Annotated in this window: 26 protein-coding genes and 1 riboswitch; of the genes, 25 read left to right on the top strand and 1 reads right to left on the bottom strand. The window is 42.7% G+C overall.

What is annotated here, in order from left to right; all coding sequences use genetic code 11:
* The first annotated feature begins 17 nt into the window (after positions 1–17).
* From OCV47_RS00650 to rsfS, 20 genes are all read left to right on the top strand, one after another.
* A complete protein-coding gene (locus tag OCV47_RS00650) occupies positions 18–1,109 on the top strand; it encodes a TFIIB-type zinc ribbon-containing protein (protein ID WP_262653056.1) in 1,092 nt (363 codons plus the stop codon).
* A 12-nt stretch (positions 1,110–1,121) separates the two neighbouring features.
* Complete coding sequence (locus tag OCV47_RS00655; RefSeq protein ID WP_262653059.1) at positions 1,122–1,988, top strand: TPM domain-containing protein; 867 nt, start codon at positions 1,122–1,124, stop codon at positions 1,986–1,988.
* A gap of 25 nt (positions 1,989–2,013) precedes the next feature.
* Positions 2,014–2,526 (top strand): hypothetical protein, encoded by a 513-nt coding sequence (locus tag OCV47_RS00660; protein ID WP_262653060.1) that lies wholly within the window; start codon positions 2,014–2,016, stop codon positions 2,524–2,526.
* Between the two features lie 67 nt (positions 2,527–2,593).
* Positions 2,594–3,913, top strand: a complete 1,320-nt coding sequence (locus tag OCV47_RS00665; RefSeq protein ID WP_262653061.1) for a leucine-rich repeat domain-containing protein — start codon at positions 2,594–2,596, stop codon at positions 3,911–3,913.
* Between the two features lie 114 nt (positions 3,914–4,027).
* Positions 4,028–4,828 carry a hypothetical protein gene (locus OCV47_RS00670; protein WP_262653062.1) on the top strand — a complete coding sequence of 267 codons (801 nt, stop codon included), beginning with the start codon at positions 4,028–4,030 and terminating at the stop codon, positions 4,826–4,828.
* A gap of 191 nt (positions 4,829–5,019) precedes the next feature.
* Positions 5,020–5,301, top strand: coding sequence for a nucleotidyltransferase family protein (locus tag OCV47_RS00675; protein ID WP_256296285.1), 282 nt, complete (start codon positions 5,020–5,022; stop codon positions 5,299–5,301).
* Positions 5,282–5,686, top strand: coding sequence for an HI0074 family nucleotidyltransferase substrate-binding subunit (locus OCV47_RS00680; RefSeq protein WP_256296286.1), 405 nt, complete (start codon positions 5,282–5,284; stop codon positions 5,684–5,686). The genes OCV47_RS00675 and OCV47_RS00680 overlap by 20 nt, the downstream gene beginning before the upstream one ends.
* Before the next feature lie 44 nt (positions 5,687–5,730).
* Entirely contained in the window at positions 5,731–6,321 is a 591-nt protein-coding gene (locus OCV47_RS00685) for a hypothetical protein (protein WP_262653065.1), read from the top strand.
* Between the two features lie 48 nt (positions 6,322–6,369).
* Complete coding sequence (locus tag OCV47_RS00690) at positions 6,370–6,516, top strand: hypothetical protein (RefSeq protein ID WP_262653067.1); 147 nt, start codon at positions 6,370–6,372, stop codon at positions 6,514–6,516.
* A 179-nt stretch (positions 6,517–6,695) separates the two neighbouring features.
* Positions 6,696–8,561 carry a TIGR03960 family B12-binding radical SAM protein gene (locus OCV47_RS00695; RefSeq protein ID WP_262653068.1) on the top strand — a complete coding sequence of 622 codons (1,866 nt, stop codon included), beginning with the start codon at positions 6,696–6,698 and terminating at the stop codon, positions 8,559–8,561.
* Positions 8,536–9,255, top strand: coding sequence for a TIGR03936 family radical SAM-associated protein (locus tag OCV47_RS00700; RefSeq protein ID WP_317244124.1), 720 nt, complete (start codon positions 8,536–8,538; stop codon positions 9,253–9,255). The genes OCV47_RS00695 and OCV47_RS00700 overlap by 26 nt, the downstream gene beginning before the upstream one ends.
* Positions 9,245–10,456, top strand: a complete 1,212-nt coding sequence (locus OCV47_RS00705; protein WP_262653069.1) for a ribonuclease E/G — start codon at positions 9,245–9,247, stop codon at positions 10,454–10,456. The genes OCV47_RS00700 and OCV47_RS00705 overlap by 11 nt, the downstream gene beginning before the upstream one ends.
* A gap of 121 nt (positions 10,457–10,577) precedes the next feature.
* Positions 10,578–10,883 (top strand): 50S ribosomal protein L21, encoded by a 306-nt coding sequence (gene rplU, locus OCV47_RS00710; protein WP_117449320.1) that lies wholly within the window; start codon positions 10,578–10,580, stop codon positions 10,881–10,883.
* A 5-nt stretch (positions 10,884–10,888) separates the two neighbouring features.
* Positions 10,889–11,209 carry a ribosomal-processing cysteine protease Prp gene (locus OCV47_RS00715; protein ID WP_117449319.1) on the top strand — a complete coding sequence of 107 codons (321 nt, stop codon included), beginning with the start codon at positions 10,889–10,891 and terminating at the stop codon, positions 11,207–11,209.
* A 3-nt stretch (positions 11,210–11,212) separates the two neighbouring features.
* Positions 11,213–11,500 carry a 50S ribosomal protein L27 gene (gene rpmA, locus OCV47_RS00720; RefSeq protein ID WP_117449318.1) on the top strand — a complete coding sequence of 96 codons (288 nt, stop codon included), beginning with the start codon at positions 11,213–11,215 and terminating at the stop codon, positions 11,498–11,500.
* Between the two features lie 54 nt (positions 11,501–11,554).
* Positions 11,555–12,847, top strand: a complete 1,293-nt coding sequence (gene obgE / locus OCV47_RS00725; protein ID WP_117449317.1) for a GTPase ObgE — start codon at positions 11,555–11,557, stop codon at positions 12,845–12,847.
* Positions 12,848–12,858: 11 nt separating this feature from the next.
* Positions 12,859–13,152, top strand: a complete 294-nt coding sequence (gene yhbY, locus OCV47_RS00730; protein ID WP_117449316.1) for a ribosome assembly RNA-binding protein YhbY — start codon at positions 12,859–12,861, stop codon at positions 13,150–13,152.
* 15 nt (positions 13,153–13,167) lie between these two features.
* Positions 13,168–13,779, top strand: a complete 612-nt coding sequence (gene nadD, locus OCV47_RS00735) for a nicotinate-nucleotide adenylyltransferase (RefSeq protein ID WP_262653070.1) — start codon at positions 13,168–13,170, stop codon at positions 13,777–13,779.
* Between the two features lie 35 nt (positions 13,780–13,814).
* A complete protein-coding gene (gene yqeK / locus OCV47_RS00740; protein WP_117449315.1) occupies positions 13,815–14,399 on the top strand; it encodes a bis(5'-nucleosyl)-tetraphosphatase (symmetrical) YqeK in 585 nt (194 codons plus the stop codon).
* Positions 14,400–14,410: 11 nt separating this feature from the next.
* On the top strand, positions 14,411–14,770 hold the full coding sequence (gene rsfS / locus OCV47_RS00745; protein ID WP_117449314.1) for a ribosome silencing factor: 360 nt from the start codon (positions 14,411–14,413) through the stop codon (positions 14,768–14,770).
* 76 nt (positions 14,771–14,846) lie between these two features.
* Here the strand turns inward: rsfS and lexA are convergent, their stop codons facing one another.
* A complete protein-coding gene (gene lexA, locus OCV47_RS00750; protein WP_117449313.1) occupies positions 14,847–15,467 on the bottom strand; it encodes a transcriptional repressor LexA in 621 nt (206 codons plus the stop codon).
* Between the two features lie 192 nt (positions 15,468–15,659).
* A riboswitch (ZMP/ZTP riboswitch) is annotated at positions 15,660–15,741 on the top strand.
* Positions 15,742–15,849: 108 nt separating this feature from the next.
* On the opposite strand from lexA, the gene OCV47_RS00755 reads away from it, so the two are divergent.
* The 5 genes from OCV47_RS00755 to galE all read left to right on the top strand — a co-directional run bounded on the left by OCV47_RS00755 (position 15,850) and on the right by galE (position 22,011).
* Positions 15,850–16,566, top strand: coding sequence for an IMP cyclohydrolase (locus OCV47_RS00755; protein WP_117449312.1), 717 nt, complete (start codon positions 15,850–15,852; stop codon positions 16,564–16,566).
* Between the two features lie 22 nt (positions 16,567–16,588).
* Complete coding sequence (locus OCV47_RS00760; protein ID WP_117449339.1) at positions 16,589–17,764, top strand: phosphoribosylaminoimidazolecarboxamide formyltransferase; 1,176 nt, start codon at positions 16,589–16,591, stop codon at positions 17,762–17,764.
* A 187-nt stretch (positions 17,765–17,951) separates the two neighbouring features.
* Entirely contained in the window at positions 17,952–19,856 is a 1,905-nt protein-coding gene (locus OCV47_RS00765) for a CapA family protein (RefSeq protein ID WP_262653073.1), read from the top strand.
* Between the two features lie 329 nt (positions 19,857–20,185).
* On the top strand, positions 20,186–20,518 hold the full coding sequence (locus OCV47_RS00770) for a LysM peptidoglycan-binding domain-containing protein (protein WP_117449310.1): 333 nt from the start codon (positions 20,186–20,188) through the stop codon (positions 20,516–20,518).
* Positions 20,519–20,994: 476 nt separating this feature from the next.
* Entirely contained in the window at positions 20,995–22,011 is a 1,017-nt protein-coding gene (gene galE, locus OCV47_RS00775) for a UDP-glucose 4-epimerase GalE (RefSeq protein ID WP_117449308.1), read from the top strand.
* The last annotated feature ends 37 nt before the right edge of the window (positions 22,012–22,048 follow it).

Below are 22,048 nucleotides of genomic sequence, written 5' to 3' on the forward strand. Positions count from 1 at the left end.
AGATGAGGTGATGAAGTATGGCAGACACAATGGAATATAAGTGTCCATCTTGCGGTGGATCAATGGAGTTTGACAGTAACACCCAGAAATTAAAATGTCCGTTTTGTGCGACGGAAGTAGGAATCGATGAATGGGAGGATGTTCAGGAAGAACAGACCGGTATGCAGCAGAGGGATACCTGCTGGGAAGCTATGGGAGGCGATTCTTCCTGGACCCGTGAAGAAACAGCAAATATGGCTGTCTATTCCTGCCAGTCCTGTGGTGGAGAGATTGTCGCAGAGAAAACGACAGGTGCAACTGCCTGCCCATATTGTGGAAATCAGGTAGTTATAAAAGGTACATTTTCGGGCGACCTGAAACCGGATTATATTATACCGTTTAAACTGGACAAAAAAGCGGCAAAAGCAGCCTATAAAAAACATCTTACAAAGAAAAAATTCTTGCCTGGAATTTTTGCAAAAGAGAATCATATCGATGAAATCAAAGGTGTGTATGTACCGTTCTGGCTGTTTGATACGAAAGTCCATGCAGATGTGAACTATGAAGCAGAAAAAGTGAAAGTCTGGACATCCGGTGATACCGAATATACCGAAAGGGCAACTTATGATTTGGGAAGAAGCGGATCCCTGTCATTCGAGCACCTTCCGGTAGACTGTTCCAGAAAAATGGATGATAAACTGATGGAATCTATTGAACCTTATCAGTTTCAGGATGCTGTTCCATTTAAGGCCGCTTATTTGTCCGGATATATGGCAGACCGATACGATGTCGAAATGACAGAAGGGCGAAAACGGGCAGAAGAAAGAATCAAACGAAGTGCAGAAGAAGCGTTAAAACCTGGAATTTCAAAGTATGATTCTGTAGTCACCATGTCCAGTGATGTACATATCATAGATGCCAGATACTGGTATGTGTTGTATCCGGTATGGATTCTAAATACGACGTGGCAGAAAAATCAATATATTTTTGCCATGAATGGACAGACCGGAAAAATGGTAGGAGATCTGCCGTTTGACAGAGGCGCATTCTGGAAATATGTGGCATCCAGAGGCGTTGCAATCGGAGCTGTACTGTATGCGCTCATGTGGATGATTATATATATGGTATAGGAGGGCAGACAGATGAAGAAGACTATTTCAAAAATAAAGCTCTTATTGTCGATGGCACTGATATTGATGATACTTTCTGGAAGACTTGTAAACGTAGATGCAATGTCTTCAGACACACAGTCAACACAGCCAAAAGAGGCATCGTCCGGTGAACGTCTGAAAGATGAAGCTGGTCTTTTAAGTGACGATGAAGCAGACAGTCTGCTGGCGCAGCTGGATGAGATCAGTGAAAGACAGAATTGCGATGTCATTGTCGTAACGGTGGCATCTCTGGATGGCAAAACAGCGGAAAGCTATGCAGATGATTATTTTGATTTCAACGGTTATGGACTGGGTCAGGACGGGGACGGAATTCTTTTGCTTTTGTCAATGGAAGACCGCGATTGGGCGATTAGTACTCATGGTTTCGCAATTACAGCCTTTACCGATGCAGGCCAGAACTATATGACAGATCATTTTTTATCTTATATCAGTGATGGAGAGTATGCACAGGGATTTCAGAAATATGCAGAATTATGTGATCAGTTCCTGACGCAGGCAAAAGAGGGAGAACCTTATGATACAGACAATCTTCCCAAAGGTTCTGTGGCATTTATCTGGCTTCCGATAGATATTGTCATTGGCTGCATTATCGCTTTTTTCAGGGCACAGGGTAAGAAGAAGCGTCTGAAGACAGTAAGAAAAAAAGTGAGTGCAAGAGATTATATCGTACAGGGAAGCCTGAAAGCCAGAACCAACAGAGAAATTCTGCTCAACCGTACAGTTTCGTCCAGAGATATCTCAAGTTCGGATAACAGTTCTTCTGATTCCGGTGGCGGAAGCAGTACTCATACCAGCTCGTCCGGTGAAACTCACGGAGGATCCAGTGGAAAATTTTAATGTAACTGAGGAGAAAGTATAAAAAATGAATCCATATCTTGGAAATAATGCAAAAAAAGTGAAATTATTATCCTATATGATCAGCATTTTCTGTGTGCTTTGCGTAGCTTCATCTGTTCAGGTTGTGAAAAAAGATATCTGTACTGGAGAAGAGCTTTCTGGTATCATAGCAGGACTTGTGCTTATGGGACTTTTCCTGTGGCCGATTCTTCGTACCGTTCGTAAATTCATATGTTATCGAAGAACACAGAAGATCGCAGGCTGGTTATCTTATTATGAAGAAGCGGAAGTCAGTTTTCAGAAACTGGAGACGGAACTCGGACGTCATGTACCTGCTCAGATAAAATATCTGATTCGGAGGGGATATCTGCAGAACCTGAAGATAGATATGGAGAAAAAATGCATAGAGATTATGGCGCCGAACAAACAGGTAGAAGAACAGATCTATGAGGATCGGATTTGTCCATACTGTGGAGCAAATAACAGAACAGTAAAAGGTCGTGTAAGTACCTGCGAGTTTTGCGGACAGAAGATTTAACAGATGAGAGAGTTCTCCCACTGCTAAACAAAATACAGGAAATTTTCATGAAGAAGGGAGGAGGCGTATGATGAAAAAAACATGCTGGTTGTTTATGATATTGATATTGCTGTCAGGAGTGTGTGTATCGGCAGAAGAAGAAACCATCTGGAACTTTGACAGTGAAGCGTATACATTGCGGGAATATATGGGTACAGACACGAATGTAGTGGTTCCGGATACACTGGATGGAGTACCCGTCAAAGTACTGTACATGAGTTGTCTGGGAAGTTCAGATACGCTTACCTCTGTGGTTCTGCCGGACAGTGTGACGGTACTTCGAAACGGTGCTTTAAGCTTCTGTGAGAATCTGACACAGATTACGTTATCCGAGAATCTGATCAGTATTGGGCGTGGGTGTCTTGGCAGTAACTATGCACTGACAGAGATCACCATACCGGCATCTGTCTGTTATATGAGAGGGGATCCATGGTATGACACTCTGCACAGAGTCGGAGAAGAACCATCGTTAGTAAAAATGCCATATGAACCATTGGCGGAAGACAACTTTGAATTTGATCCGGATACCAGAACGATTACAGCATATACCGGAACAGCAGTGGATGTGATTATACCGCGCACGATTGGTGGAGTGCCGGTAGAAAATATTTCCTATAATGCGTTTGAATGTGCCAGAGATTATCTCACTTCAGAGATGGCAACGAATCAGGAAGAGGGCGACTGGATTCCAATGCGCTGTCTGATCCTGCCGGAAACACTGAAATCCATAGAAGACAGTGCTTTTATGGATTGCCACGATCTGGAAACAGTCATCTGCTATGCACCGTTAGAAAATACCAATAATGGTGTATTCCAGGAATTACAGGGACTGAAAACAGTGATCTTTGTGAACGGAGTCCGTCAGATGGATAATTATCTGTTTAATTACTGTAAGAACCTGAAAACTGTATGGTGTAAGAATCAGGTAGAACGTATCGGAATGCAGTGTTTCGGAGTAACTGGTCTGGAACAGATTTGTGTGAATGCAAAGGATATTGATTACAGTGCTTTTATCGGATCTGAGTCATTGAAAGAAATTCATATTCGCAGTGGAGTGGAGCGTTTGAATCTGACAGCATTTGGAATGCTGTCAGGAATCGAAACCATCTGTCTGGAAGGGATAGATCCAAATGTATTGGAAACAGACTGGGTAAACTTAGAGAACAGCAGTGTTACCATTCTGGTACCGGAAGATACTACAGATGAACAGATGCAGCTTCTGGCACAGAAGTTCCAGGGATCTGCGATTATTACAGATGCGTCCCAGGTAAAGAGAGGTACCTGTCAGATGCCGGAAAATCCAATGCCGGATATCGCAGAGATACTCAGTGCGTATGGACTTTCCTGACGGAATATGACGGATCATTCATAAAACGGTAATACCTGCTGCCAGATAAAAGAAATCTCTCTGGCAGCAGAAAATAAAAAATATATTTCATTATTAGAAAGGAGATGTGTACACATGACAAAGAAGATGGGAGTTTTTGCGGTAACAGGAATGATGGCTGCTATGATGGCAACAGGAGTATTGGCTGAGGATCTGACCAAAGAAGATGTATCTGGTCTCTGGTATATTACAACAATGGAGATCGAAGGAATGAATATGAGTCCGGCTGATATGGGTCTGGAAGCCACATTGGAATTTGGAGACGATGATACCTGGGAAATGACTATGTCCGGTGAAGATCCAGAACAGGGAACCTGGGAACTGGCAGGAGAAGAGATCATTATGCATTCGGATACAGCTGAGGATGTCAAAATGGCGATCGATGAAGAAGGACTGTTAATTGGTGATATCGACAGTACGATCATGACCTTCAGCCGAGAAAAACCGGAAGCAACCGACTGGTCATCCATCATCGGTAATCCTGTGACAGACGAAGTGGAACTAAGCGACTTTGCAGGCACCTGGAAAATCATTGCTGTTGAGATGGATGAGATGGTAATGTCTTCTGACACCTGGGGAATAGAAGCTACATTAGTTGTGAAAGAAGACGGTACAGCATCTCTGGAATTAAAGGATCAGTTTAACGATGAGGAATCGACAAAGACAGAGCTGAAGGGTACACTGGAGGATCAGACATTGAAACTGGAACTCATTGATGATAGCGAGAGTCATTTCGGTCTCTTCCTAAGCCCGGATAATCTGTCCCTGAATCTGCAGGATACTGGACTTCTGAAGAATATTGATTATATTGATTCAGAAGAAGAAGGTGCTGAACCAGAACCAAATTCTATCGTATATTTTGAAAAAGCAGAATAAACCGGAACAATCGATCATTTAAGTAAAGAATATTTTGAATAAGTAAAGAAACAGGCGGTGATTTCACTTGATTATGGAATCGCCGCCTGTTTTAAAATGAGAATAATATAACACAATTTTGGTGATCAGTGACATTTTTTTATATTTGTGATAGAATAAAAATTATATTTAAAATCAGTCAGGAGTTTCTTATGAATGTGATGCCAGTATCAGAAGTGATTGCTAAAGTAGCGGAAGTTTGCAAAAAAAACAAAGTGAAGAGACTGGATCTGTTTGGTTCTTTTGCAACTGGGACAGCAACGGATACCAGTGATATTGATTTTGTAGTGTACGGATGCAGGGATTTCTGGAAATTGGAAAATGACATTTCACAGATTGATACACTTCGAAAAATTGATCTGTTTGATTATGATTCTATAAAAAATGAATATCTTCTGGAGGATATAAAAAAATATGGAAAGCAAATTTATTAATCGTTACCATACATTTTGCAAAAGTTTAAATAATCTGGAAAAGAGTAAACATGCGGATCCAAAACAGGAGTTTGTTTTAGAAGGTACAGTATTGAATTTTAATCTGACGTTTGATATTTCCTGGAAAGTTATGAAGGATATTCTGATAAAGAAAATGGAAATATTGGATTTTGCCGTAGGTTCACCAAGAGAAACCTTACAGCAGGCATTTACCAATAAGATTATAGATGATGACAGATGGATACAGATGCTGCGGGTTCGTAATCAGCTGGCACATGATTATGATGGTACATTTGCAGAGGAAAAGTTTCAGGATATTATTCATATATATTGCATGTTATTTGAAAAATTAAAAGATAATGTTGCAAAATATTATACAGAATAAAAATGGAATGAGAGGAAAATGCACCAGGTGAAGCAGCTACTAAAATGAAGCCAGAAAGTAAAGAAGGGGGAGCGTATTTGCGAAAGAGAACATGGAGCATTGGCGTATTGCTGTTACTGGTTGTTTTTTTGCTGACCGGATGTGGCAGAGACACTCCGGAAATGGAATTTGCCAGTGCAGATGAGGCGAAAGAAGCATTGAATACGGCGTCTACCATCGAGATCTATACGGATCTGTATTCCAAACGCAGAGGAACAAAGATCCTGGCAGATGGAAAGGCAGCCGGTTATGTGAAGTGGAATACGGTCTATATAGATGATCAGGAATGGTTTTCTGTTGAGTATACATCTGACGTAAAAGGCGAAAAGTCTTCTACCGGATACGGCTATTATGACGCAGAGGGGAACTGCCTGGGATATGCACAGGAACGGTATCTGGATCTGGAGGATGGCAGCAGGGAGCCATTTCTGGTTTTTCTGGATACAGATGGCACGATGCTGGACTATTTCGGCAGCAAAGGAGCATGGGAACTGTATGACGGAGACGGCAACCGGATTGGAACCGGAAGGATCAGCAGAGATGGCGTAAGTCTGCTGGAAATCAATTATACGAATATTTACCGGACTGTTTTTTAAATTGATCGAACAGAAGCGGCGTACATAGATTTTATGGATTTGATGGCGATGAATGAAGTTCTTCAGTCAAATGAACGTTTTATTGATGATGATCCGGTAAATACCGGTGTACAGATCTATGAAACAGTGGCATTTATAGCGATATTGATTATGGCTATTGGTGGAACGCAGTGGAAAAAGAAGCGAAAAGAATAAGGCAGTCATGAAAAAGGAAAAGTTAATGGTCTTGCCCGGATTCGTCCGGGCAATATTTTTGTTTACTGAAAATTTTGAAATGCTTGAATTCCAGTTGTAATCCGTATATAATAGGAATACTGTGAAAAAACAGGTTTTCACTTGAACCCGTTATTAGGATGATTTCTGAAAGGAAAATTATGAGAAAGTTAGCGTTAAGCGATGAGATTTTACTGAGCATTGAGAAGCCGGCGCGTTATATCGGCAATGAAGTGAACTCAGTGATGAAGGATAAAGAAAAGATTGATGTCCGGTTTGCCATGTGTTTCCCGGATGTCTATGAGATCGGTATGTCCCATCTTGGCATTCAGATTCTCTACGATATGTTTAATAAGAGAGAAGACATCTGGTGTGAGCGTGTCTATTCACCGTGGGTGGATCTGGACAAGGTGATGCGGGAAGAGAATATTCCGCTGTTTGCATTGGAGTCCCAGGATCCAATTAAAGACTTTGATTTTCTGGGGATTACGATCCAATATGAGATGTGCTACACCAATATTCTGCAGGTCATTGATTTGAGTCAGATTCCACTGCGGGCAAAAGAGCGAGGAGAAGACTGTCCGATTGTCATCGGAGGTGGACCATGTAGTTATAATCCGGAGCCGTTGGCAGAATTTTTTGACCTTTTTTATATTGGTGAAGGGGAAACCGTATATTTTAAACTGATAGATTTATATAAAGAATGCAAAAAAGCCGGAATGGGAAGAACAGAGTTTTTATATCGTGCATCCCAAATTCCTGGTATCTATGCACCGATGTTCTATGATGTGACTTATAACGAAGACGGAACCATTGCAGATTTTGCACCGAATCGAGAGGGTGTACCGGAACAGATCGAAAAACAAATTGTAATGGATTTGTCGGATGCCACCTATCCGACGGCACCGATTGTTCCATTTATAAAGGCTACTCAGGATCGTGTGGTTCTGGAGATTCAGCGGGGATGTATTCGAGGATGCCGTTTCTGCCAGGCTGGTATGCTGTATCGTCCGACCAGAGAACGTGATGTGGAAATGCTGAAAAAAACAGCGATTGCTATGCTGGAATCCACAGGGCATGAAGAAATCTCTTTGAGTTCCCTGAGCTCCAGTGATTATTCACAGCTTCCGGAACTGGTAAATTTTCTGATCGATGAATGCAGACAGCGAGGAGTAAATATATCCCTGCCTTCTCTGCGAATTGATGCCTTTTCTCTGGATGTGATGAACAAAGTTCAGGATGTGAGAAAGAGCAGCCTGACCTTTGCACCGGAAGCAGGATCTCAGAGACTGCGTGATGTGATCAATAAAGGACTGACCGAAGAGATCATCATTAAAGGCGCAGGAGAAGCCTTTGAAGGTGGCTGGAATAAGGTAAAACTGTATTTTATGCTGGGACTGCCGACAGAGACAGAGGAAGATCAGAAAGAGATTGCTCATCTGGCTGAGAAGATTGCAGAGCGGTATTATGAGATCCCAAAGGATCAGAGAAACGGAAAATGCCAGATTACCGTCAGCACATCCTTCTTTGTACCGAAGCCGTTTACTCCGTTCCAGTGGGCAAGAATGTGTACCATTGACGAGTTCCTTGGCAGTGCCAGAACGGTAAATCATGAGATCAAGGATCAGTTAAATAAAAAGAGTATCCGCTACAACTGGCATGAGGCAGATGTCTCCGTACTGGAAGGTCTGCTGGCAAGAGGAGACCGAAAGGTGGCTGAAGTGTTGAAAGATGTGTATGAACACGGCGGCATCTATGATGCATGGTCAGAGACCTTTGATAATCAGAAATGGGTGGATGCCCTGGAACGTACCGGTACGGATATGAATTTCTACGTACATCGGGAAAGAAGTCTGGAGGAAAAGCTGCCATGGGATTTCATTCAGATCGGTGTAACGAAAAAGCATCTGTTAAAGGAATGGGAAAGAGCCCGGCAGGAAGAAGTAACCGTGAACTGCCGTCAGAAATGCGCCGGCTGCGGTGCAGCATGTTATAAAGGAGGTGTCTGTTTTGAAAATCAGAATTAAATTTGCCAAACAGGGTGTGATGAGATTTATCGGACATCTGGATATCATGCGTTATTTTCAGAAGGCCATGCGCCGGGCTCATATCGATATTGCGTTTACCGAAGGCTTCAGCCCGCATATGATTATGTCTTTTGCAGCGCCTCTCGGTGTGGGACTGACCAGTAACGGGGAATATATGGATATTGAGATCAAGTCTCCGATTGCTTCTGCAGATGCTGTGAGACAGTTAAATGAAGTCATGGTAGAAGGAATGGAAGTCTTAAGTTTCCGTCAGATCGAGGAAGGCAAGGCGGGAAAGGCCATGTCGCTGGTGGCTGCCGCAGATTACACCGTATCTTTCCGCCCGGGTTATGAACCGAAAGAGGGCTGGCAGGAACGCCTGGAAGCATTTGCAAAAAAAGATTCCATTGTCATTTTGAAAAAGACAAAGAAGAGTGAAGTAGAGACCGATATCCGGCCGATGATTTATCAGTTATCTGTGGATGGAGACCAGGTGCATATGACACTGGCTACCGGAAGTGCAGCTAATTTAAAGCCGGAACTGGTGATGAGTGCGTTTTTGAAAAACGAGGGTTCTGAACTGGATTCCTTTGCTCTGTCTGTGAACCGTGATGAAGTCTACGCAGATACGGGAACAGAAGAAGAACGTAAGCTGGTGTCTCTGGAAAGTCTGGGTGAAGACATTGTCCTCTAAGTTAATCATTACCCCTTATCATGAAGGACTGGCCTCTGTCACATTTTTGGACCGTCATCCTGTTGATATTTGTCTGGAACAGCCGGAAGCCGGATATCAGGTTGGTGATATCTATATCGGAAAAGTACAGAATGTGGTAAAAAATATCCGCTGCGCTTTTCTTGATCTGGGAAACGGTGTAACCGGATACTATCCGCTGAATCAGCGAATGACACCGATCTATACGAAAAAAGGAGCTTCCCAGAATATTCAGCAGGGAGATGAGCTCCTGGTACAGATCAAAAAAGATGCGGTAAAGACTAAAGCACTGGCTCTTTCCGCAGAATTGTCAGTAGCTGGAAGGTATCTGGTAGCTGTCATAGGCAGCCGTCAGATTTCCGTCTCGTCAAAGTTAAAAGCCATTGGGGACGGTGTTAAGTGGCACTCTCTGCTGCCGTTGGAAGACGGCATTGGCTGGATTGTCCGTACGAATGCACAGGAAGCCACAGAAGAGCAGATTCTTCGGGAAGTGAAGTATCTGCAGGGATATTGCAGGAAACTTACGGATACTGCCATACACCGTGTCTGGGGAACCTGTATGCACAGTACCGGAGCTGAATATCTGGATCTGATCAAAGGAGCCAGAGCCGGAGACCTGGAGGAGATCCTGACAGATTCCAGAGAAGTGTATGAAAAGGTACAGACTTATCTGGAAGGATTCCAACCGGAAGATCTGGACAAACTGACCTTTTACCAGGATAAGCTGCAGCCATTATATAAAAAATACCCGGTGGAAGCCTCCATTGATGAGGCATTGCGGGAACGCATCTGGATGAAGTCCGGTGGTTATCTGGTGATTCAGATGACAGAGGCACTGACCAGCATTGATGTGAATACCGGAAAGTATGATGGAAAAAAGCAGTCGGAAGAGACTTTTTTAAAAATAAATCTGGAGGCTGCAAAGGAAGCCGCCAGACAGATGCGGCTGCGGAACCTGGCCGGCATCATCATCATTGATTTCATCAATATGAAAAAAGAAGAAAATAACGAATGTCTGTTATCTGAAATGCGAAAGTTTCTGAGACAGGATCCTGTGCTTACCGTTCTGGTAGATATGACTCCGCTGGGACTGGTGGAGATCACCAGAAAACGAACCAGAAAAACGGTTGCAGAGCAGATGAAAGCGCTGGAATCCGTCTCCGAAAAAAGATTGGAAAATTGAAAAAAAGACATTGACAACCGAAAAGAGTTGTGCTAATTTATAGGAGTATGCCGCATAATGAGGTTCAAATGCTGCGATGCAGCTACCGTATTTAGCGAGTAATGATAATAGGAGGTGCCATATGTACGCAATTATTGCAACAGGTGGTAAACAGTACAAAGTAGCCGAAGGCGATATCATTAACGTAGAGAAGCTTGGTGTAGAAGCAGGTGAGACTGTTACTTTTGATCAGGTTCTTGCTGTAAGCAATGATGGTCTTAAAGTTGGTGCTGATGTAGCAGACGCTACAGTTACAGCTTCAGTTGTTAAGAACGGCAAAGCGAAAAAGGTGATTGTTTACAAGTATAAGAGAAAAACTGGCTATCATAAAAAGAATGGTCACAGACAGCAGTACACACAGGTTAAGATTGAAAAGATCAATGGTTAATCTTTATGATTAAGATTACTGTGTATAGCAGACAGGATCAGTATACAGGGTTCCGCAGTGAGGGACATGCAGGATATGCAGAGGAGGGATATGATATTATCTGTGCCGCTGTGTCTGTATTGTCAGTGAATCTGGTGAATTCCATTGAGGAGTTTACAGAAGACGGGATGGACGTGACGTCCGGTGACGGACTGATCGAACTGAGATTAGATGGCGAACTTTCCCAGGAAGGTCAGCTTCTGATGCGGGCTTATATATTGGGAATCCAGTCTGTACAGAAGACTTACGGTAATGAGTATATTGAATTAGTATTCAAGGAGGTGTAGGACATGTTAAATATGAACCTTCAAATCTTCGCACATAAAAAAGGTGTTGGTTCTACAAAGAACGGTAGAGACTCCGAATCTAAGAGATTAGGTGCGAAAAGAGCTGACGGACAGTTTGTAAAAGCTGGAAACATCCTTTACAGACAGCGTGGTACAAAGATCCATCCAGGATTAAATGTAGGACGCGGTGGAGATGACACATTATTTGCTACAGCAGATGGTGTTGTAAGATTCCAGAGAAAAGGAAGAGACAAGAAGATCGTTTCTGTCATTCCTGTAACAGAAGAGTAAAAAGTTGGCTTCAAATCGTTTCGGTTTGAAGCCATTTTTGTACGGAGGTAAAATATGTTTGCAGATAGAGCGAAAATCACGATTTGTTCCGGCAAGGGCGGCGATGGACATGTCAGTTTTCGAAGAGAGTTATTTGTAGCAGCTGGCGGACCGGATGGCGGTGACGGAGGCAAAGGTGGTGACGTCATTTTTGAGGTAGACAAAGGAATGACGACGCTGGGAGATTACCGTCACAAGCACAAATTCAGCGCACAACCGGGTGAGAATGGCGGAAAATCAAGATGTCATGGTGCAAATGGCTCCGATATAGTATTAAAGGTTCCGGAAGGAACTGTCATTAAAGATGCAGAGAGCGGCAAAGTCATTGCCGATATGTCTGGCGACAATATGAGACAGATCATCTTAAAGGGTGGAAGAGGTGGCTTGGGTAACCAGCATTTTGCTACTTCTACTATGCAGGTGCCAAAGTATGCACAGCCAGGTAAACCGGCACAGGAGCTGGTGGTATCTCTGGAGCTGAAGGTGATCGCAGATGTGGGACTGGTAGGATTCCCGAATGTGGGTAAATCCACACTGCTGGCTCATGTTACCAATGCAAAGCCAAAGATTGCCAACTATCATTTCACCACATTAAGCCCGAATCTGGGTGTAGTAGACCTGGATGGCAGCGGCTTTGTCATTGCGGATATTCCTGGTCTGATCGAAGGCGCATCCGAAGGTGTGGGACTGGGACATGAGTTTTTGCGTCACATTGAGCGTACCAAGGTCATGATTCATCTGGTAGATGCAGCATCTACCGAAGGAAGAGATCCGATTGAAGATGTTTACAAGATCAATGAAGAATTACGTGCTTATAATGAGGAGATTTCTAAGAGACCGCAGGTGATTGCAGCGAATAAGATCGATGCCATTTATACAGAAGATGGTGAGGATCCGGTACAGAAACTGAAGGATGAATTTGAGCCACAGGGTATCAAAGTATTCCCGATTTCAGCGGTAACCGGAAAAGGACTGAAGGAATTGCTGTATTATGTACGGGATCTGTTAAATGAACTTCCACAGGAACCGATGATATTTGAACAGGAATTCTTCCCAGATGAAGTGCGGATTGATGATAATCTTCCATATACCGTTACGAAATCTGAGGAAGACGATCATACCTACATTGTGGAAGGACCGAAGATTGAAAAGATGCTGGGTTATACCAATCTGGAGTCAGAAAAGGGCTTCCTGTTCTTCCAGAATTTCTTAAAGGATACCGGTATTTTACAGGAACTTGAAGACGCAGGCATACAGGAGGGCGATACTGTCCGTATGTATGGTCTTGCATTTGATTATTATAAATAGAGGAAAACAGCATGACAAGTAAACAGAGAGCATATTTGAAAAGTCTTGCGATGACCATGGATCCGATTTTCCAGATTGGAAAGGCCAGCCTGACACCGGAGAACACCAAAGCGATTGCAGAAGCACTGGAAGCACGGGAGCTGATTAAGATCAGCGTGCTTCAGAATTGTATGGATGACCCGAAAGAACTGGCTCAGATGGTAGCAGAACGTACCAAGTCACAGGTGGTACAGGTGATTGGTAAAAAGATCGTATTATACAAAGAGGGAAAAGAAAACAAAAAGAAGATTATGCTTCCAAAATAATGAGGGGTAAATCCAATGAAGAGAAAAATAGGTATTTTAGGTGGAACATTTGATCCCATTCATGTGGGCCATTTAATTCTCGCTGAGAGGGCCTATTATCAGTTTGGCCTGGATGAGGTGATGATTATGCCATGTGGCAATCCACCACATAAAAAGAATCTGGGTGACCGGGCATCCCTGGAAGAGCGCATTGAAATGGTGCGTCTCGCCATAGAGGATAATCCGCATCTGGTGCTATCTCTGGATGACGCCCATGAGATGGGGTATTCCTATACCAGAGAGACACTGGAGCGTCTGACTGCCCAGAATCCAGATGTGGAGTACTATTTTATCATGGGAGCAGATTCCCTTTTTACTTTTGAAGAGTGGAAGGATCCGGAGCGGATCTCGCAGCTGGCTGTTCTGGTGGCCGCAGTAAGGGATCATGTCAGTGATCAGGCTCTGGAACTGCAGATTCAGCATCTGTCACAGAAGTTTGAGTGTGATATTCGCATTTTGGATGCACCGAATATGGATCTGTCTTCCAGAATGCTCCGTGAATGGATCAGAGAGGGAAAAAGTGTGCGGTATTATCTGCCTGATCCGGTCATTTCTTACATTAAAAATACAGGCTTGTATCATATGTAAATGCAGAACAAACTTTAGGAAGTGTGAGATCTAAGATGAGTTACAATTTTTCAAAAACAAAAAAAACATTGCGGAAATATCTGGATCGTGACCGTTTTGAACACTCAGAAGGAGTCATGTATACAGCAGCAGCACTGGCAATGCGGTATGGAGAGGATCTGGAAAAGGCTCAGATCGCCGGAATTCTTCATGACTGTGCCAAGTGTATGCCGGATGGCAAGAAACTGAAGATCTGTGAGAAGAATCATATCGAGATTACAGAAGCAGAAAAGATGAGTCCGTTTCTGCTGCATGCAAAGGTGGGAGCCTATATTGCAAAGGCAAAATATGATATCGAGGATACAGAGATTCTGGATGCAATCGCATGTCATACCACAGGCAAACCGGCGATGACACTTCTGGAGAAAATTATCTATATTTCGGATTATATTGAGCCGATGCGAAATAAAGCATCCAATCTGGAAGAGGTACGGAAGATGGCCTTTGTAGATCTGGATGAAGCATTGTTTAAGATTCTTTCCGATACCCTGGTGTATCTGGAGAAGTCTTCCAAAAAAATGGACCCGATGACCATGCAGACCTATGAATATTATAGGGCGCAGAGAGAATCTGCACAGTAAAGGAGCGCAGAATGGAAAATTTAAAATCAAAAGAAATGGTAAAGCTTGCAGTACAGGCCCTGGAAGATAAAAAGGGCGAGGATATCAAGGTCATTGATATTACAGAAGTATCTGTACTGGCTGATTACTTTATCATTGCCAGTGGTACCAATAAGAATCAGGTGCAGGCACTGGTAGACAATGTTGATGAGACACTGGGAAGAGCAGGTTACGAAGCAAAGCAGATGGAAGGATATGCGACAGCAAACTGGGTATTGCTGGATTATAATGATATCATTGTACATGTATTTGATTCAGAAAATCGTCTGTTCTATGATCTGGAGAGAATCTGGAGAGACGGCAAGACCATTTCACTGGATGAACTGAAATAGATTTGTTGGAAAAATGAATAAAGACCACATGGAAGGATCTTAATGGATATCGCTTCTGTGTGGTCTTTTTATTCTGTCAGTGAAAGAATCGGAATACGCCAATGACCTTCCCGAGGATCTTCAGATCGTCTTTTACAATGATCGGCTCCATGGTATCGTTCTCTGGCTGAAGACGATAATAGCCATCTTCTTTGTAAAAGGTCTTAACAGTAGCGCTGTCATCAATCAAGGCTACTACAATATCTCCGTTCTCTGCCGTGGACTGCTGTTGCACCAGAATCTGATCTCCATCCAGAATCCCCGCATTGATCATGCTTTCTCCTTTGACATTCAGCATAAAGGTCTGACTGTTCGGCATGAACTCGGCGGGAATCGGGAAATAATTCTCCACGTTCTCCACTGCAAGGATCGGTTCACCGGCGGCTACACGGCCAACTACCGGAACATTCACCAGTTCTCTTCTGGTAAGATTAAAGTTATCGTCTACGATCTCGATCGCTCTTGGCTTGGTCGGATCACGGCGGATATAGCCATTTCGCTCCAGGGTCTCCAGATGAGAATGAACAGAAGAAGTGGACTTCAGATTCACAGCTTCACAGATTTCACGGACAGCTGGGGGAAAGCCACGGTTAATAATTTCACTTTTAATATATTCTAAGATCTCAGTCTGCTTCGGACTGATTTTTCCATATGACATGTATTGTGTCCTCCCGAACATGTATTCTGTTATCAGTATATAATATTTTGTATGGAAATGCAACTATGAGAAATACGCTTTGCGAGTTTCTCAAGTTATCGCAGCAGTCGCCAGGGTCTTGTGCCGGCACAGACTTTGGCTCATTGCCCGCAAAAAAATGCTTGAGAATTTGAAAAGAATAGTGTAAGATAAAAGAAGTTGTACGACTGGCGGATGAGCAGGGAAAACCTGCAGGGAGTACAACGTTTGAGAGCCGACCGCCTGGGTGACGTCTTTTTCTAAGTGCGTCCCCAGGTTTTTTTATTGCAAAAAAGACTTATTTTTACTGGAAAAGGCCGGGCAGGGAATATGCACTTGAATTCATACTGAAAGGAGAACACTTATGAAAATGTTATCACTGGAACAGGAATTGAAAGGAAATGCTTATCCTGGAAGAGGAATTGTTATTGGAAAATCGGAGGACGGCAAATATGCAGTGACGGCGTATTTTATCATGGGCCGCAGCGAGAACAGCCGAAACCGTGTATTCGTAACCGAAGGCGATGGAATCCGTACACAGGCCTATGATCCATCGAAGCTGACTGATCCGAGCCTGATTATTTATGCACCAGTTCGTGTACTTGGAAAAGAGACAATTGTAACCAACGGAGATCAGACAGATACGGTATACGATGGTATTTCAAAAGGGCTTACTTTTGAGCAGTCTTTAAGAAGCCGGGAATTCGAACCGGATGCACCGAATTATACACCACGTATTTCCGGTATGCTGACGGTAGAAAATGGCAGGTTTGATTATCAGATGTCCATTTTAAAGAGCAACAACGGCAATCCTGCTGCCTGCAACCGATATACTTTTTCTTATGAAAATCCGGTAGCCGGTGAGGGACATTTTATTCATACTTATCTCTGTGACGGCAATCCACTGCCAAGCTTTGAAGGAGAACCAAAGCTGGTAGCAATTCAGGATAATATCGAGATTTTCACAGAGCTTTTATGGAACAGTCTGAATGCAGACAATAAAGTTTCCCTGTTTGTCAGATATATCAATATTGAGACAGGAGAATATGAGACGAAGATTGTAAATAAAAATGAAGCATAATGGAATAGGAGCGAATAAGTTCATGAAAGAATTACAGTTAAAATATGGATGTAACCCGAATCAGAAGCCTTCCAGAATTTACATGAAAGAAGGAGAGCTGCCAATTACCGTATTATCCGGAAGACCAGGATATATCAATTTTCTGGATGCCTTGAATGGCTGGCAGCTGGTAAAAGAACTAAAAGAAGCAACAGGGCTTCCGGCAGCTACCTCATTTAAGCATGTATCACCGGCAGGAGCAGCTATTGGACTGCCACTGACGGATACACTGGCAAAGATCTACTGGGTAGATGACTGCGGTGAACTTTCTCCATTGGCCAGCGCTTATGCAAGAGCCAGAGGCGCAGACAGAATGTCTTCTTTTGGAGATTTTATTGCACTTTCCGATACCTGTGACAAAGACACTGCCATGCTGATCAAACGTGAAGTGTCTGATGGCGTGATTGCACCTGGTTATACCGATGAAGCACTGGAGATTCTGAAAGCAAAGAAAAACGGCAACTACAATGTGATTCAGATTGATCCGGCATACAGACCTGCACCGATCGAACATAAAGAAGTATTTGGCATTACTTTCGAACAGGGACGTCAGGAACTGCCAATTAATGATGAACTGTTATCCAATATTGTAACAGAAAATAAAGAGCTGCCAGAAAATGCGATCCGAGATATGAAGATTGCTTTGATTACGCTGAAATACACGCAGTCCAATTCTGTCTGCTTTGTAAAAGATGGACAGGCTATCGGTATTGGAGCCGGACAGCAGTCCCGCGTACATTGTACCCGTCTGGCTGGTCAGAAGGCAGATAACTGGCTGCTCCGCCAGAATCCAAAGGTTATGAACCTTCCATTCAAAGAAGGTATCCGCCGTGCAGACCGTGACAATGCCATTGATGTCTATATCGGTGAAGAATACATGGATGTACTGGCAGACGGCGCATGGGAAAAAGTATTTACCGAAAAGCCGGAAGTCCTCACCAGAGAAGAAAAACGTGCATGGTTAGATCAGATGGACGGTGTGACACTGGGATCTGATGCATTCTTCCCATTCAGCGATAATATTGAACGTGCCCATAAGAGTGGTGTGAAATACATTGCACAGCCAGGTGGATCCGTCAGAGATGATCTGGTAATCGAATGCTGTAACAAATACCAGATGGTCATGGCATTTACCGGAATCCGGTTATTCCATCATTAAAAAATTACCCCAGTGCTGCGGCACTGGGGCTTTTTATTCTCCGCTTTGCACCAATTTTCAGACGATTTGTCACTGCTTTTGTCACTGTTAATCCATTTTGTGATAATCAAGAATAAACGATGACAAATGATGGAAAAAATGCTATGATACCAGAGAGTAAGTCTGATAGGACATGAGGGAGAGAAAGATGGACGAAGAACATAGCAGAGAAAGCCTTCCTGAAGATGGAATGGATGCAGAAAATACCAGGGAAAAAGAACATGGAACAGAAGAAAATTCCGTTACAAAAAGTATAACGGAAACAGACAAGCCGGTTGTACGGGAAGCATGGAACACGGTATACAGTCGTGAAAAACGTCTTGAGGAATTGCGCAGAAAGCGCATGGAAGCAGCTTCACAGAAAACAAATAAGGCGAAGGAAGAACCTCAAAAAGACATTCAGGATGATCATTCAGAATCAGATACAGAGATAGAAGAAAATGAGAATAAAACGGTATCTGATTCAGCGACAGATACAAATGAAGTAACAAAAACGACAGATTCTGACACAGGGGAGAACACTGAAACTCCAAAAACGAAAAAGAAAATAAAAAAGACTGTTTCAGGAGATCTGGATCTGAGAAAGATTAAGAGACAATTCAGAAGGAATGTGAATCTGTGGAAGTCTGAACGGGAGATGCAAAAGAAACGCCATGCCAATATTCGCACAGAACTCACGCCGCAGGAATATGGCAGGTATCTTGTCCGTGAATGGTTTGGCGGAGAATGGAAGACCAGCATTCTTACTCCGATTCTTGGTGTGGGTATAGTGATTTTATGCGTCAATGTGATCCATGGAGCAGCTGGTTATGTAAAAACGGCTCCAGAAACAGAAATCGAAACCGAATCAGAAACAGCTTATGTATATCCGGAAAAAGATATTACCATAGGAAGTACAGGATGTATGCTGCTTCATTCTCCATTCATTGATTCTTATCCGGATGCAGAAGGAAATTACGATTTTTCTACCATCTATAAATATATTACGCCGTATTACAGTGCACCGGATTTTATGACCTGCGAATTTGAAGGGGCACTGGCCGGACCGGAAGCCGGATATTCCGGATATCCGTTGTTCCTTTCACCAGATATAATTATTGAAAACATCAAAGACAGTGGTGTAGATCTTCAATTTCTGGCTACCAATCATATTTACGATGGCGGTTCAGATGGATTCCATCGTACCATGCAGGTCTATGATGAAAAAAACATTGCATTTTCTGGTGTTCGGGAAAAGAATTCTGATAAGCAGTATGTGGTGGAAGAGATCAATGGTGTGAAAGTCGGATTCATTGATTATGTCTATGAGACTGACGGAACCGGTACCAATCTGAATGGAATTCCGCTGGCAGAAGAAGACTGGGATCTGGTGAATTCTTTTGATTATAATGATCTGGACAGTTTTTATAAAGAAATACAGAACAATATTGCATCTATGAAGTCAGATGGTGCCCAGTTCATCATTGCGCAGATGCATTGGGGCATTGAATATCAGCTGGAGGAAGCGGACTATCAGGATGAGATGGCGCAGAAACTGTGTGATCTTGGCGTGAATGCAATCATTGGCGGGCATCCTCATTGTGAGCAGCCGATCGATGTGCTGGATACTTCCGATGGCAGTGGACATATGTTCTGTATTTATTCAGAGGGAAATGCACTGAGCAACCAGCGCACATACCTGATGGATGAGATGCCAACCGGACATACGGAAGACGGAGCTATGGTGACACTGACTCTACATCAGAACAGCGATGGCAGTGTAGAGATCAAAGACATAGATTTGCTGCCAACCTGGGTGTACCGTTATCAGGATAATGACGGCTCCAAGTATTATATATTGCCACTGGATGATGTGGCGAACATTGAAAAGACAACCGGCATCAGTGATATTCAGCAGGAAGCCCAGGATTCCTATGACCGTACTATAGAAGAACTTGGCCCTGGACTGGAAAAGGCAAAACAGGTATTTGGTGGAAGCAGCATATCAACAACCACAACGGGTAATACATCTGGAAATACAGGAAGCAGCCTGTTGAATCTGGGTGTGGAATAAAAAGCAAATACATAATCTATGAGATCCCTCAGTCAGAAGGCTGGGGGATTTTTTGTTGCATATCACAGCAAATGTTCTGTGAAATTTTCTTGAATCTTCTTTTCCGCTGTCGAATCGGTTCTGGCTATCCGATACCAGACGGCAGAATCAGCTGTTTGCTTCTTTTTCAGAGCGGAACTTTTTCTGCGTAATTAGTACATGCTTAAAAGTCATCTTGCACGATAAATAAACAAGAACGAATGTTCGAAAACCAATTGACAAACATATGTTCTTGCAATATAATACATTCATACAGAACAAATGTTCTTATTTGGAATGGGGGATGAAAAATGAGTAGAACAAAAAAATTAAGAAGAAAACAGATAAAGAGAAACAGACGAATATCCTTATGCATGTCCATATTGTCTGTTTCTTTCTTATTGGCTATATTTTTCTGCAATTTTCAGGTAGTTGCAGAGAAGCCTGCTGCTTTTAAATATTATACTGAGGTTCGAGTGGATCGTGGAGATACCTTGTGGAGTATTGCAGATCGCTTCATGTCAGAAGAATATACATCCAGAAGGGCCTATGTGAGTGAGATTCAGAAGATTAATAACCTGGGCTGTGAACTACAGTATGGACAAAAGATACTCGTTCCGTATTATTCGGAAGATAAAAAATAGCTGTAGATACTGGCGATTGCGGATAACACTATGACTTCCGTTTTTTTATTTGAGTTTCAAAACTTTTATGTGACAAACATAGCTGTCTGTGATATTATAAAATATATAAGCGAAAATGACTTTTGCAGAAACGAAAGTATCTTCAAATTTTATTTTACGAATATACTTCCTATCATGAAACTAATTGCCTGTAAAGTTAATTGCTAATATTTTTTCGTTATTACAGGTACAATAAGAATATGTAATAGCGGAAATGAGGTATAGTTACTTGCAGATAGAGAAGTATATTGTGGATAAAATAACATATTTATGTGAAAAGCGTGACATTACAGAAAGCAAAGTAAAAAAATTATAGCATTTTGTCCATGTTTTGTGTTATTCTGTTTATGTACAACTATGATCTTTTATGATTAAATGATGATAACAGAGAACATCATGAAGATCTGAGATCACAGGAGAAAAAGGAGGAACCGATTATGGCAATTTTGGTAACAGGTGGTGCAGGATATATTGGAAGCCACACTGTAGTAGAACTTCAGAACGCAGGTTATGATGTAGTAGTTGTAGATAATTTAAGTAATGCGAGTGAAAAAGCGCTGGACAGAGTCAGTGCAATCACAGGCAAGCCCGTTACTTTTTATAAAGCAGATATCCTTGACAGAGAGGCAATGAACGAAGTATTTGACAAAGAGCAGATTGATTCCTGTATTCATTTTGCAGGACTGAAGGCAGTAGGAGAGTCAGTAGCAAAGCCATGGGAATATTATGAGAATAATATTGCCGGAACATTGACTTTAGTAGATGTCATGAGACAGCATGGAGTAAAGAACATTATCTTTTCTTCCTCTGCAACTGTTTATGGTGATCCTGCCATCATTCCAATCACGGAGGAATGCCCGAAGGGACAGTGCACCAATCCTTATGGATGGACCAAGTCTATGCTGGAGCAGATACTGACCGATATTCAGAAGGCAGATCCAGAATGGAATGTGGTATTACTGAGATACTTCAACCCAATCGGTGCACATAAGAGCGGAACCATGGGAGAGAACCCGAACGGTATCCCGAACAACCTGATGCCATACATCACACAGGTTGCAGTGGGCAAGTTAAAAGAACTGGGCGTATTCGGTAATGACTATGATACACCGGACGGAACCGGCGTCAGAGATTATATCCATGTAGTAGACCTGGCAAAGGGGCATGTAAAGGCTCTGAAGAAGCTGGAAGGGCATCAGGGACTGAATATCTACAATCTGGGAACCGGAAAAGGCTACAGCGTTCTGGATATTGTCAAGAACTTTGAAGCTGCAACTGGCGTAAAGATCCCATATGTGATCAAGGCAAGAAGACCTGGCGATATTGCCACCTGTTATTCTGATGCATCCAAGGCAGAGAAAGAACTGGGATGGAAAGCTGAAAACGGTATCCGTGAGATGTGTGAAGACAGCTGGAGATGGCAGTCACAGAATCCGAACGGATACGAAGACTAAAAACAAATTGACTTAAATGAAATGACCGCTTTCAGAG

Origin of the sequence: Muricoprocola aceti, from assembly GCF_025567005.1 — a bacterium.
Classification (GTDB): Bacteria; Bacillota; Clostridia; order Lachnospirales; family Lachnospiraceae; genus Marvinbryantia; species Marvinbryantia aceti.